This is a genomic window from Limnobaculum eriocheiris, assembly GCF_021010575.1.
Taxonomy (GTDB): Bacteria; Pseudomonadota; Gammaproteobacteria; order Enterobacterales; family Enterobacteriaceae; genus Limnobaculum; species Limnobaculum eriocheiris.
Genome location: NZ_JAJNAG010000005.1, coordinates 44153 through 56941, shown reverse-complemented (window position 1 = coordinate 56941; position 12789 = coordinate 44153). Strand labels below are relative to the sequence as shown.

The window sequence follows — 12789 nt, the reverse complement described above, 5'->3', positions numbered from 1 at the left end:
AGTTAACTCAATAGGCATTCACTCTGCGACGCAGCATGTTGAGCTTATCAACTTGGCGTCGAATATCACTGAAAAATTCCTCTTTCTCCATGGCCAGAGCTAACTCCCATTCTTTGGCTAGACCTTGGCAGTCCAAAAATGAGTATCTCAGTTTCGTCTTTGAGATACGCAGTCCCTTACTAAAGACCACGCGCTTGCCACGTTGACCGTGAAAACTGTTGATGTACCACTCTATGCCAAAGCCATACTTAAAGTCTCTGATACGGACACCAAGCAGCCCCCAGTCTTTAAAGGGCGCATTCTCGCGAACCTTGTAATGGGTAACCCAAAAGTCATCAACTTCAGCTCGTGCCAGTGCTTTTAGCCTGTCCGTTTCTTGCTGAAGTAAATCTGATACCTCTGCTTTCCATTGTTCATTGACGATTTCTACCAAACCAATTTCCCCACCCAATTAACCCCAAAAGCCAAAACCACTATCCGTTTGGCTTTTGGATCGAAACGCCAAACGTAAAACTGCCGTCACAATCACTGTTTGGCGTCTCGATATAAATCAACTCGCGCAATCCCATACCTGACAAGGGATACAGCCCGATTTCACTTAAAAACGCCTTAAAAGACGTATCGTCATGAAGATACAAACCGTTTGGCGAGTTCAGGCCAGAATGCAAACGACGTTTGGCGTCTCGATTTTTTTGGCTCAGTCATCCGCCGCCAAACAGAGCTTATTCTCATACTTTTGCGAAAATGCAATAGGCAGATAGATGAAAGGATCTGTCACCTTTCTGCCCACCGCCAGTGCACCGAATCCTGATAATGACATTTGAGTAAACCGCCAGAGCACTTGGAAAAGCCCAAGCGTAAAAAGCGCGGTTGATTGAAAACCGTTAGAGCACTTTGAGTGCACAGGAGATAAGTATGTTTGTACTAGGCGTAGATATCGGTTACTCAAACCTGAAGCTGGCAATTGGCCAATCAGGAAGTGAACCGAAAACCATTATTCTGCCTGCGGGTGCCGGTCCTGCGGATCGTATGCCGGAGCGTATCGGTGGAGGCGATGATGAAACCTGTTTGTATGTGTCTGTCGATAATGAGCGTTGGGCCGCTGGTGTGCCTGCAGGACGCCTTCAAGGCTGGGAACGAGAGCTTCACCCGGAATATCCCACCACAAAAACCTATAAAGCGCTTTTTCATGCCGCCTTGTTAATGGCTGAAACTGAGTCCATCGATTTGGTTGTCACTGGATTACCGGTTTCCCAATTTCATGAACCACAACGTAAGTCTGACCTTGTGCAGCGTTTAAAAGGTGTCCATCAAGTGACGCCTAAGCGCAGCATCACAGTTCATGACGTCAAAGTGCTGCCGCAGCCTGCCGGTGCCTACATGGATCTGGTTCAAACAGGTGGTGATTTGGGCTTGATTGAAGAAGGTCGCGTCGTCGTCATCGATCCCGGCTTCTTTTCTGTTGACTGGGTTGCTCTTGAAGCCGGAGAAATTCGCTACAGCTCATCAGGAACCAGTCTTCAGGCAATGTCCGTGCTACTGGAAACCATTGATAAGCTGATTTCAGAAGATCACGGTGCCAAAGTCGGAATGGATCGACTTGAAAAAGCCATGAGAACCGGCGACTTGCAGGTGCTGCTGTTTGGAGAAAAGGTCGATATTTCACCTTATCTAAATGCTGCCATGAAAAAGGTAGCGCCTGTTGCTCTTACAGCCATGCGCCAATCCATGCGTGACGAAAGCATCAATGCGGACTTGGTATTGATCGCCGGAGGTGGAGCCATGGCTTATAAGGAAGCGGCCAAGGAGATTTTTTCACGAAGCAAGATCATCGTGCCGGAACAATCTGTTTTGGCGAACGTCCGAGGCTTCTGGTTTTATGGGGCATGATTATGAGAGTTGTAGTCAACATTCCCCCAGGGAGCCACCCTGAACTGCTCAAAGAATTGGAAAAGACGCCACCACGGGAACGCGCTGAGCGTCTGCGGATGCTGGCCACCTTTGGGTTAATTCACATGAGCCAACCCAATCTATCCACGACATCTGTACCGGTTGATGACCATGCACCAGATGGTGGCGTTACTTCCATGAGTACAGCGCCAGAACCCAAAGCAGAATCACGTAAACAATCATTAAAATCCAAACTAGGGCTGGGCTTATAACATGGCGTTATCAGTTAGCTGGCTCGATGCCAGGTTAAATAAAGAAGCAAAAGAAACCGTAGTAAAAGCCGACCGAGATGGGCTAAGTGCTCGGGTATCGCCCAAGGGCAAAATTGTTTTTCAGTTTCGTTATCGTTTCGATGGCAAGCAACAGCGGGTAGACATTGGTACTTACCCACTTATGAAGCTTGCTGAAGCTAGGAATGAGCTGGATAGGTTAAGGGCGGTACTCGACCAGGGCAGAAACCCCAAGCTCTACCTACAGCAGGAACGGGCCAAGTATTCTGCCAATCAAAGCTTCGAATCGATTTTTCGAGACTGGATAGACTCTGCCGGTAAGCAAGGGCTAAAGGAGAAAACGTGGCACTACCAAAAACGCAGCAGTGAAATATATTTGCTGCCCCGACTTGGCAAGTACCCATTAACTGACATCAATGAATTGTCCTTGCGAAACTGTCTTCGTGAGGTTTCGGAGTCATCCCCTTCAAACACAGAACGTCTGGTGTCTGTGCTGCACAAGTTTTATGACTGGCTGATTGATGAACAAATTTTGGAAATTAACGCTGCCGCTGGGATCACAGCAAAAAAGGTTGGCGGTAAGAAAGGCAAACGAACTCGGGTGCTAAATGACAACGAGATCAGGATACTTTGGCGCTATTTGCATGAGTCAAAAATCACTGAGAAGAATCGCATCTACATAAAACTGCTTCTCTTATTGGGAGGGCGCAAGGGCGAACTCATTCAAGCTGAAAAGCATCACTTTGACTTGCAATCTGCAATGTGGACAGTGCCCATAGAGATCCGCAAACAAGGTGAGAAAATTGGAGCGCCGATCATGCGGCCATTGATTAAGCCAGCTATTGAGCTGATTGAACTGGCGATGCAGATGAGCAAATCAACCTACTTGTTTCCCGCGAACGGACAAGAAGAGCTTGCCACAAATGGCTTTGATACCACTATTCCTAACAATGTGAAAATTTGGGCTCGCAGATCGCTTAGTGTCGAGATAGAACATTGGTCTATGCATGATCTTCGCAGAACTATGCGAACGCGAATGTCGGCCATCACGACGCAAGAAGTTGCCGAGTTGATGATTGGCCACAGCAAAAAAGGGTTGGATGCTATCTACAACCAATATCAGTACCTGGATGAAATGCGTCATGCTTACGACGTTTGGTATCAACAGCTAGAGACCATCATCGAGCCGACAGGCTTTCCGTTCAACTGGCGTTTCGGACAGTAAGAATTTGTAGCTACCAGTAGATTGGTATTTCTCATTGCGACCATGTCAAAAACCTTCTCAATGTTGTTTTTTGACTGGTCGCTTTTCAGCCTGAACTCTTGAGTTTCTCAGTTTGAAACCACATTTATTTTGTAGTGCTTTAGGAAGTGAAACCCTGGGTTCCATTGCTGTTCTTGAATGCACAACCAGTTAGATTCAATTTATTGAGGATTCCAAATGGCGAAAGGTTCAAGTATCAACGGCAATGGCGGTAAAAATGGTGGAAATGATAGCTACACAATTACAGGGCGCGGCGAAGTAAGTCGAAAAACACTGGTTCGTGAAGTTAAGGAAGGTAAACATCCAGACACGCACATTTATAAGCGCAATGGTGTGGAGTACGCCCGAAACAATCCAAATCACGATAAGCCTGACAACATTAACGAATAATATTGTTAAGAGGTTAAGGGCGGAACTTTGCCCTTAACACTTAAACCCTGCTCAACCTTCACTGTTCTCATACTCCTTCAAGTCTTCAATGTGCCAAAGCTTGTTTCGTGTATTTCGGTTGATACGAGGTTGCGGCAAGCTGCCATCTTTTATTCTTCGCCAGAGCGTCGTATAGCTAATGTGGTATCGAGCCATAACTTCGTAAGACGTGAGAAAAGGGGTTACTTGGTGCGCTACTGCTGTCATCTGCATTCTCCTTAAAATCAATGTAAAGCTATCATCGCCTGATTCATCACTTGTTGATGGTCAGAAAGGTGCATGATTTGTTCAGAAGATCAGGTCCATACAAATGAACTTTTAGGACAGCAGGAAAGCAACCGTTAACCAATTCGACCGGCAAACAATTAGAGATAATCGCGAACGTCTTACCATCATTTCTCGATTTTTAGCAGGAAAAATATAGGTAAGTTTTGGCCAAAACCCAGTCGCTACAAGGCCTACAGCTAGGGCTGTGTCATGGGATTTCGCTAAAAACGGTAAATATGGCGATTTGTACTCAAGTTTGTACACACTTTCCGAGGTTACGCTTGAACATCATTGAAAAGCAAAGAAACGAGAAAAAGACAAAAAGCCTTTAAATTCAGTACGTAGAGATGTGGTTGTGGTATGCAATGAAAGGTGGTTTTAAGCGTTGAAAGGCTGGGCGGCATCAGGGTGAGAAATAATCGCAAACGTGCGCCGGCACGCTATTTCTGCGGCTCTTGAAGTATCTTTCATGTATTAGTTCTCAGATATGTACAACATTATGTACATGAAATAGTTTTCTGATAGGTGCAATGGAGGAGGATTTTACACAGATGACTATCGGAAGGATACAAAAAACCAAACCAAGGCTCCGTTAAAATCGGGCCTTCTTCCCTCCCGATAGCGTCACCACACCGCCACCAACCATTACTTATCGAATCATTACCACTGACAAAGTTGATTATCAATTATTCACTGATATAAAAAATTAGCTTTCAATATATTGAGTTATTAAATTTGCTATTATATTTAGACAGCATTTTCCGTAATACATGGAAGTTTAGCTGACGTTAAATTGACATAATCGTTTCGGGTAAACGCTTTTGAAAAGTATGTTCATCAACCATTAAGGAGTAGAAAGGATGAAGATTGCAAAGTCACTTGCAGCCCTGTTGGGCGCCATTATTATGACCATCGCAGTCGCCGGTTGTTCACCTACAGCTAAAACTGAAGGTACCGGTGGATATATTGATGACTCAGTGATTACCACTAAAGTAAAAGCTGCGCTTTTAGGTGAAAAAACCATTCACTCTACCCAAATTACCGTCACCACCTTTAAAGGTAAAGTACAGTTAAGTGGTTTTGTACGTTCTAAAGATGAGTCCAACGCGGCTGAAGATGTAGCCAAAACCGTCGTTGGCGTTCGTTCTGTAGAGAACTCGCTGCTGGTAAAATAGTTTATAGTTCAGACAAAAAAGCGCGGATAGTTATAAACCAATCCGCGCTTTAAATTTTTATCCATTGCTGGTGGCTATAACGTTAACCCCATAATCACGGCATCTTCCCGCCCATCAACGGCCGGGTAATAACCTTTTCTCACCGTCACTTCATTAAAATCAAACTCACGATACAGCTCAATGGCTGCCAGATTGGATGCCCTCACTTCCAGCCACAGCGTCATTACATCCCGTTGAATTAACTCATCAATTAAATATTGCAGCAGTTCCCGACCCAGACCACGACGCTGAAAATCGGGATGAACAGCAATATTGAATAATGTGGCTTCATCAAACACCACCTGAGTGATAGCGAAAGCTGCAATAATATTATCAACGCGTAACGTTAGATTCAGGTAACGATCTCCCTGATTACTGTGTAGCGTTTTTTCTGTCCAGGGAAAAGCATGGCTTGCCTGTTCAATTTGCCAGACTACCGGTAAATCATCCGGCTTGAGGAAGGAAATGGTATTCATCGCGACAAATCTGCTGCCATAAGGTACGTTTTGCTTCAGGATTAGCCGCCAGCTCCGGCAGCGTTGGTGTACTTAATACGGGTAGTTCAGCCAGCGCGGCTGGTAAATCCGGGCATTGCTCTACGCCCATCAACCAGAATACGCAACGGGTATCTTCCGGCACCATCATGGCCTGCTCCGGAGTCAGACAATGTACCTGTTCCACCGAAAGTAACATGGCGCGCAAAATATCCTGCATCAATGGAGAGGAGAGCGCAGGAAGCGTTTCTGCCAACAAAATCACTTTAAGGCTGGCAGGTAAAACCATGGCAACTTCCCCCTGTAACGCAGCCGGACGCCTCAGTTGATACTGCCTGATGCCCATTTGTTCCAGTTGCCAGTCACGCCGTGATGTCGTCATGATTACCCACTACCCGCTATCAATTTCAGAATTAAGCTGCGCTATGCTAGCAAACCCATCGAATAACCGCCAATAAAGCTCTATAATTCGGCGCAAATACTATTTGAGGCATTCCCATAACTGATTTATCTGCCTCGCAGGAGAATACTATGTCCGCTTTTTGTCCGGCCAGTGAAGTGATGCTGCGCCATACCGATGAGTTTACCAAACGCCGCGTACTGTTTGCCGGCGATCTGCAAGACGATCTTCCCTGCCAGTTTGAGGCAAAAGAAGTTCGGGTTCACTGTTCTCAGTATCACCACTGGCGTCAGCTTACCCGTACTCTGGGAGAAAAAGCTCAGTTTAGCTTATTACCACAGCCGGAACTGATTGATGGCTGTGATACCCTAGTTTTCTACTGGCCTAAAAGTAAGCAGGAAGCACAGTTTCAATTGAATGCCCTGCTCAGTCAGTTACCTATTGGTACCGATCTGTTTATCGTTGGTGAAAACCGTAGTGGCGTGCGCAGCGCAGAAACGTTGCTGGCAGATTTTGGCCCAATAGCCAAAATTGACAGCGCTCGTCGCTGTAGCCTCTATCACTTCCGTTCAGAACGTCAGGCACAGTTTGATGTATCTCAATGGTGGGATGAGTATCAGGTCGATGATGTGATAGTCAAAACCTTGCCGGGGGTATTCAGCCGTGATGGTTTTGATGTGGGCAGTCAGTTACTTCTTTCCGCTCTGGAAAATGTAAAAGGCAAAGTGCTGGACGTAGGCTGTGGTGCCGGTGTGCTATCGGCTATGCTTGCCCATGAAAACCCGGACCTTAATCTGACACTCAGCGATGTTAATGCCGCCGCACTGGAATCCAGTAAAGCCACAATCGGCGCTAATGGATTACAGGCCAAAGTCATTGCCAGCGATGTCTTCTCTGATATCGAAGGGCGTTTTGATTTTATTATCTCCAATCCGCCGTTTCATGATGGATTACAGACTAATTTAACCGCGGCGGAATCGCTGATCCGTGGAGCAACAAAGCATCTGCAGTTAGGTGGTCGTTTGTGCATTGTGGCTAACGCCTTCCTGCCCTACCCGGACCTTCTGGATGCCACCTTCGGCAGCCATGAAGTATTAGCACAAACCGGGCGCTTTAAAGTCTATCAATCTGTCATGGCCCGACCTTCCGCAGCACCGAAAGATAAAAAAACAGCAAATAAACGATAACCAATCGATCCCTTAAGTAATATACTTAAGGGATCCCTGTCGCATCGTTAACTCGAACTTTTTCCCCTGAGTCTGGCTTTTATCCCCACCGTCAGCCAATTCCAGCGCCAGATTGCGGGATAAAATTAACCCTCCGCTAAATGGGGCTCGTTATGATTCGATTTGCTGTTATTGGAACCAACTGGATTACCCAACGCTTTATTGACGCGGCACAGGCTACCGGAAAGCTGAAACTGACTGCGGTATACTCCCGCTCGCTGGAGAACGCACGCCGTTTCGCTGAACCTAATCAGGTAACTCTGCTGTTTGACGATCTTCAGGCGTTAGCCGAAAGTCCGGAGATTGATGCAGTATATATTGCCAGCCCCAACTCCCTTCACTATTCACAATCACTCTTGATGCTACAGCACCGTAAGCATGTGATGTGTGAAAAACCGTTAGCTTCGCATATTCAGGAAGTAGAAAGTCTGATCGCCTGCGCCAGTGAGCATCAGGTTGTGCTATTTGAAGGGTTTAAAACCGCCTGGCTGCCCAACTTTATTCTGTTACAACAGATGCTGTTGCGAATTGGTAAAGTACGTAAAGTCTTCATTAATTACTGTCAGTACTCTTCCCGCTATCAGCGTTATCTGGATGGCGAAAACCCCAATACTTTCAATCCCGCTTTTTCTAACGGTTCGATCATGGATATCGGCTATTACTGTCTGGCCAGCGCCATTAGCCTGTTTGGTGAACCTAAAGGACTGGATGCCAGTGCAGGATTGCTGGATTCCGGGGTGGATGGTCACGGTACGGTCTGGATGAACTACGGCTACTTTGATGTGGTTTTATTCCATTCAAAGGTCAGTAATTCTGATATTCCCAGTGAAATTCAGGGTGAGGAAGGAACCCTGGTGATAGAGAAAATCTCCGAGTGCCAGAAGATTATCTTTACCCCACGAGGCGGCCAGCCGCAGGATATTTCCCTGCCCCAGCATGAAAATACGATGTTCTATGAAGCTTCGGTATTCGCCGGGCTGATTGAGCGACGGTGCCTTGACCATGCGGGTATTCCTGTTTCGCGCAGTACATCTCGCATACTGACAGAGATACGAGCGCTTACCGGCGTGAAATTTCCGGCAGATACCTCATCGGGGCTGTCTCACTAAAAGTGATATTAAAAGAGAGAGTTAAGCCGGTAGTATTCTGATAATAAAAGAATACTACCGGTAATAACGCTATTGGTCAGTATTAGCGACGAACCGCAATCACTTCAATTTCTACTTTTGCATCTTTTGGTAAACGGGCCACTTCCACACAAGAACGCGCCGGAAATGATGGAGCATTATTTTCAGTAAAGAAAGCTTCATAGGCCGCATTAACCGTGCCGAAGTCATTTAAGTCTTTAACAAATACGGTGGTTTTTACAATATCAGCCACTTTCAAACCCGCGGCTTCAACAATTGCTTTCACGTTTTCTAAAGACTGACGCGCTTGAGCGGCAACATCTTCAGGAAATGCGCCGGTTTTAGGATCGATAGGAAGTTGACCTGAAGTGATAATCATACTGCCTAAATCTACGCCCTGTACGTAAGGACCAATTGCCGCTGGTGCTTTATCGGTATTAATAATGTGGGACATGAGTTCTCCTTAAGTTTATAAGTGTCGTTTTTGTCATATTGAGATCAATCACGCCGCTCATTATAAGGCGCTTACAGAAAGATGCACCATAAGCCGCTAAACAAAGAAAGTAAATCCAATAATTCTTAGCTATCCGACACATCATACTAATGTGATAAGCATCGACTATTGACAATAAAATACTTTGCTTATTCTCCGGACATCATAGAATATGAAACAGCATTTCATTTTTAAAAAGGAATAAACATGATCACCGGAAACATCCACCATTTAGAGCTTGTCCCTTACCTGCCAGCCAAGTTGAAACAGGCTATCGAATACATTAAAAGCAACATCACTAACGATACGCCATTAGGTAAGCATGACATCGATGGTAATAACGTATTTGTGCTGATCTCTAACGATAGCACCGATGAGCTGCAAAACCGCCGCGCTGAGTATCATGAACGCTATCTGGATATTCAAATCGTTCTGAAAGGTGAAGAAGGTATGGTATTCAGTAACCTGCCGGCAGGCACACCTACCGATAACTGGCTGGCAGATAAAGATATCGCCTTTTTGCCCTCCGGCGAGCAGGAAAAGCATATGATTATGCAGGAAGGTGACTTTATCGTGTTCTATCCGGGTGAAGTACACAAACCCCTGTGCGCCGTTGGCAAACCGGCGCACGTGCGTAAGGCTGTGGTTAAAATGTTGGTGAGCGCGCTGTAAAGCCATAAATACAGAATCGCCCTGTTTGGTTGCCGATTGGCATAATATGGGGTGATTTTAATTTTTGGTATCGCTTTTCGCCCTTATCCCTTGATCTATTTGTTGAGCACTGGAATTCAGCCGACAACTGAGTGAGGGAGCACGACCAACATGGATGTTGGTCGAGGCGCTGCTTCGCCTGACAAAATTGCAGGAGCAATTTTGAACAGCACAACGTGCTGGCCCCGTAGGGGTGAGCCTCATGGATGAGGCGAATAAACCGAATCATCGCCGGTGCGTAAACCCGAACGAAGGCGGAGGGTAGTCGCCACAGGCGACCTGAATTCGGGTGCAAAAGCGCGGGATTGTTAAGGGGGTCGCCAACCCCCTTAACTCGGCCACTTGCACGATAGGCAATTTAGACTCTGCACTATTAGTGGACGAAACCAGCTAGTGGACGAAACCAGCTCCCAACTAAATTTTTACCTGTCCGACAAAAAATTAATATGCGTGTACCAGCGTCGCCACCATCACCGCCTTAATGGTATGCATCCGGTTTTCCGCCTGATCAAACACCACGCTATGCACTGATTCAAACACCTCGTCAGTAACCTCCATACCGCCATGCAATCCATACTGTTCCGCCATCTGTTTGCCCATAACGGTTTTATCGTCATGGAACGCCGGCAGGCAGTGGAGAAACTTCACCTGTGGATTATGGGTTAACACAATCATGGCCTGATTAACCTGATAAGGCTTAAGTAAAGCGATACGCTCTTTCCATACCTCTTTTGGCTCTCCCATTGACACCCAAACATCGGTATACAGGTAATCTACCCCTTCAACCCCCTGAGCGACATTTTCCGTCAGAGTGATACGAGCACCGGTCTTTTTAGCGATAGCCTGACAGCTCTCCACCAGAGACTCTTGTGGCCAGCAGGCCTTTGGGGCCACCAGTCGAATATCCATTCCCATCAGTGCCGCCCCTTCCAACAGAGAATTCCCCATATTGTTGCGGGCATCACCTACATAGGCAAACTTAATCTGAGACAGGGATTTTTGTGGAGAATGTTCCTGCATGGTCAATAAATCGGCCAAAATCTGGGTGGGATGAAACTCATCTGTCAGACCGTTCCATACCGGAACGCCGGAAAATTCAGCCAGTGTCTCAACAATTTTCTGGCCAAAACCCCGATACTGAATACCGTCATACATCCGCCCTAATACCCGCGCGCTGTCTTTAATTGACTCTTTATGTCCAATCTGACTACCGCTTGGACCAAGATAGGTCACTCTGGCCCCCTGATCAAAAGCCGCGACTTCAAAAGCACAGCGCGTGCGGGTTGAGTCTTTCTCAAAGATTAAGGCAATGTTCTTTCCGCTCAACAATGGCCTTTCAGCGCCACTTTTTTTATCTTTTTTGAGTTTGGCGGATAAAGCGAGTAATTCGGCAATCTCATTTGGGCTAAAATCAAGTAACCGAAGCAGATGACGCTGATAGAACTGAGGCATTGGGCTGTCTCCCTGAGCTTAAAATATAAGATAGCGTGATAAATTGAATTAAAAATCAATTTATATGAATTAATATTCACAATCAACCGGATAATACAGAAAACTTTCTCTTTCCAGTGGAGCTACCGGTTGCACTATGTGAGAATACCGCTAACTGACTATCCTAATAGGAAAATACCATGGCTAATGACGAACTGAGAATCCTGCTGGAAGAACAACGCGAAGAAACTCGACTGATTATTGAAGAACTGCTGGAAGACGGCAGCGATCCTGATGCACTGTACGCCATCGAACATCACCTTTCCGCAGAAGATTTCGACACTCTGGAGAAAGCAGCAGTCGAAGCATTTAAACTCGGCTACGAAGTCACCGAGCCGGAAGAATTAGAAGTAGAAGATGGCTTAATCGTCCTTTGTTGTGATGTGATCAGTGAAGTTTCTCTTAACGCTGATATCATTGATAAGCAAGTTGAACAGCTTATCAAGCTGGCGGATCGCTACGACATCAATTACGACGGTTGGGGCACCTATTTTGAAGATCCTAACGGCAGTGATGATGAAGATGACGACGGTGAATATCCTATGGATGAGGATGACAACGGAACACGCCATTAATTTTCATTAACTGGAGGTTGATTGCATGGCCAGACAGCACATGCGTTATATCACTTTACCTAGCGGGGACGATGTCCCGGTATTTGGTCAGGGCACCTGGTTTATGGGGGAGCGCGGCTCCGATATTCAACGCGAAGTTCAAACCCTACGTCAGGGCATTGAGCGGGGTTTGTCGCTGATTGATACCGCTGAGATGTATGCTGATGGTGGTGCCGAGCGGGTAGTTGGTGCCGCCATTAAAGGCTGCCGCGACGATGTGTTTCTGGTAAGCAAAGTGCTTCCCGGTAATGCCAGCGCTCAAGGGACGATTGCTGCCTGTGAAGGTAGCTTAAAACGTCTGGGTACAGAGTACATTGATCTCTATCTGTTGCACTGGCGCGGCCATATTCCACTGGAAGAAACAATTAACGCCATGGAAGATCTGGTGGAACAGGGAAAAATTGGCCAGTGGGGCGTCAGTAACTTTGATGTAGACGATTTAGAAGAGCTGCTGTCTATCGTGGACAATGAGCAAATCGCTACCAATCAGGTACTGTATAACCTCTCTCGCAGAGGGATTGAGTACGATCTGCTGCCATGGTGCCGCAGTAATAGCATGCCGGTTATGGCCTATTCACCCATTGAACAGGCTCGCCTGCTGGAACATCCTGCTTTGGTGAAGGTGGCAAAACGTCATCATGCCACTCCGGCTCAAATTGCGCTGGCCTGGGTATTGCGCGACCACAATATTATTACCATTCCCAAAGCATCAAGCGTTGAACATATGATAGAGAATATTGGCAGTTTAAGTATTCATCTGGAACATGAAGATTACGTGACGCTGGATGCGGCATTCCCTCCACCATCGCGAAAAAAACCGCTGGAAATGCTTTAATCACTCACTAACCAAACAGGGCGAATTTATTCGCCCTGTTATTA

The 12789-nt window shown here is 46.3% G+C and carries 15 protein-coding genes; 10 read left to right on the top strand and 5 right to left on the bottom strand.

Features of this window, described 5'->3' with window-relative positions; genetic code table 11:
• Positions 1 to 7 precede the first annotated feature (7 nt).
• Complete coding sequence (gene mobI / locus LPW36_RS04245) at positions 8 to 433, bottom strand: conjugative transfer protein MobI(A/C) (protein WP_201284758.1); 426 nt, start codon at positions 431 to 433, stop codon at positions 8 to 10.
• 482 nt (positions 434 to 915) lie between these two features.
• On the opposite strand from mobI, the gene LPW36_RS04240 reads away from it, so the two are divergent.
• The 5 genes from LPW36_RS04240 to LPW36_RS04220 all read left to right on the top strand — a co-directional run bounded on the left by LPW36_RS04240 (position 916) and on the right by LPW36_RS04220 (position 5315).
• Complete coding sequence (locus LPW36_RS04240) at positions 916 to 1890, top strand: ParM/StbA family protein (protein WP_001963822.1); 975 nt, start codon at positions 916 to 918, stop codon at positions 1888 to 1890.
• Between the two features lie 2 nt (positions 1891 to 1892).
• The gene (locus tag LPW36_RS04235) at positions 1893 to 2162 is read left to right on the top strand and encodes a hypothetical protein (protein ID WP_230608226.1); all 270 of its coding nucleotides are present in this window, start codon (positions 1893 to 1895) and stop codon (positions 2160 to 2162) included.
• A 1-nt stretch (position 2163) separates the two neighbouring features.
• The gene (locus tag LPW36_RS04230) at positions 2164 to 3405 is read left to right on the top strand and encodes a tyrosine-type recombinase/integrase (protein WP_230608225.1); all 1242 of its coding nucleotides are present in this window, start codon (positions 2164 to 2166) and stop codon (positions 3403 to 3405) included.
• Between the two features lie 216 nt (positions 3406 to 3621).
• Positions 3622 to 3834 carry a hypothetical protein gene (locus tag LPW36_RS04225; RefSeq protein ID WP_040132767.1) on the top strand — a complete coding sequence of 71 codons (213 nt, stop codon included), beginning with the start codon at positions 3622 to 3624 and terminating at the stop codon, positions 3832 to 3834.
• A 1166-nt stretch (positions 3835 to 5000) separates the two neighbouring features.
• Positions 5001 to 5315 carry a BON domain-containing protein gene (locus LPW36_RS04220; RefSeq protein WP_230608224.1) on the top strand — a complete coding sequence of 105 codons (315 nt, stop codon included), beginning with the start codon at positions 5001 to 5003 and terminating at the stop codon, positions 5313 to 5315.
• A 74-nt stretch (positions 5316 to 5389) separates the two neighbouring features.
• On the opposite strand, the gene rimI is transcribed toward LPW36_RS04220, so the two are convergent.
• Positions 5390 to 5830: a ribosomal protein S18-alanine N-acetyltransferase gene (gene rimI, locus LPW36_RS04215; RefSeq protein ID WP_230608223.1), complete on the bottom strand. Its 441-nt coding sequence runs from the start codon at positions 5828 to 5830 to the stop codon at positions 5390 to 5392.
• Positions 5799 to 6230, bottom strand: a complete 432-nt coding sequence (locus LPW36_RS04210) for a DNA polymerase III subunit psi (protein ID WP_230608222.1) — start codon at positions 6228 to 6230, stop codon at positions 5799 to 5801. The genes rimI and LPW36_RS04210 overlap by 32 nt, the downstream gene beginning before the upstream one ends.
• A gap of 149 nt (positions 6231 to 6379) precedes the next feature.
• On the opposite strand from LPW36_RS04210, the gene rsmC reads away from it, so the two are divergent.
• Entirely contained in the window at positions 6380 to 7435 is a 1056-nt protein-coding gene (rsmC, locus tag LPW36_RS04205; RefSeq protein WP_230608221.1) for a 16S rRNA (guanine(1207)-N(2))-methyltransferase RsmC, read from the top strand.
• 152 nt (positions 7436 to 7587) lie between these two features.
• Entirely contained in the window at positions 7588 to 8583 is a 996-nt protein-coding gene (locus LPW36_RS04200; protein WP_230608220.1) for a Gfo/Idh/MocA family protein, read from the top strand.
• 82 nt (positions 8584 to 8665) lie between these two features.
• Here LPW36_RS04200 and ridA read toward each other — a convergent pair whose 3' ends face one another.
• Complete coding sequence (gene ridA / locus LPW36_RS04195; protein WP_230608219.1) at positions 8666 to 9055, bottom strand: 2-iminobutanoate/2-iminopropanoate deaminase; 390 nt, start codon at positions 9053 to 9055, stop codon at positions 8666 to 8668.
• Between the two features lie 246 nt (positions 9056 to 9301).
• Here ridA and LPW36_RS04190 point away from each other — a divergent pair, with 246 nt between their 5' ends.
• Positions 9302 to 9766 carry a NanQ anomerase/TabA/YiaL family protein gene (locus LPW36_RS04190; protein ID WP_230608218.1) on the top strand — a complete coding sequence of 155 codons (465 nt, stop codon included), beginning with the start codon at positions 9302 to 9304 and terminating at the stop codon, positions 9764 to 9766.
• Positions 9767 to 10246: 480 nt separating this feature from the next.
• On the opposite strand, the gene argF is transcribed toward LPW36_RS04190, so the two are convergent.
• Complete coding sequence (argF, locus tag LPW36_RS04185) at positions 10247 to 11257, bottom strand: ornithine carbamoyltransferase (protein WP_230608217.1); 1011 nt, start codon at positions 11255 to 11257, stop codon at positions 10247 to 10249.
• A gap of 179 nt (positions 11258 to 11436) precedes the next feature.
• On the opposite strand from argF, the gene rraB reads away from it, so the two are divergent.
• The gene (rraB, locus tag LPW36_RS04180; protein WP_230608216.1) at positions 11437 to 11871 is read left to right on the top strand and encodes a ribonuclease E inhibitor RraB; all 435 of its coding nucleotides are present in this window, start codon (positions 11437 to 11439) and stop codon (positions 11869 to 11871) included.
• A gap of 25 nt (positions 11872 to 11896) precedes the next feature.
• Positions 11897 to 12745, top strand: a complete 849-nt coding sequence (locus tag LPW36_RS04175) for an aldo/keto reductase (protein WP_230608215.1) — start codon at positions 11897 to 11899, stop codon at positions 12743 to 12745.
• The last annotated feature ends 44 nt before the right edge of the window (positions 12746 to 12789 follow it).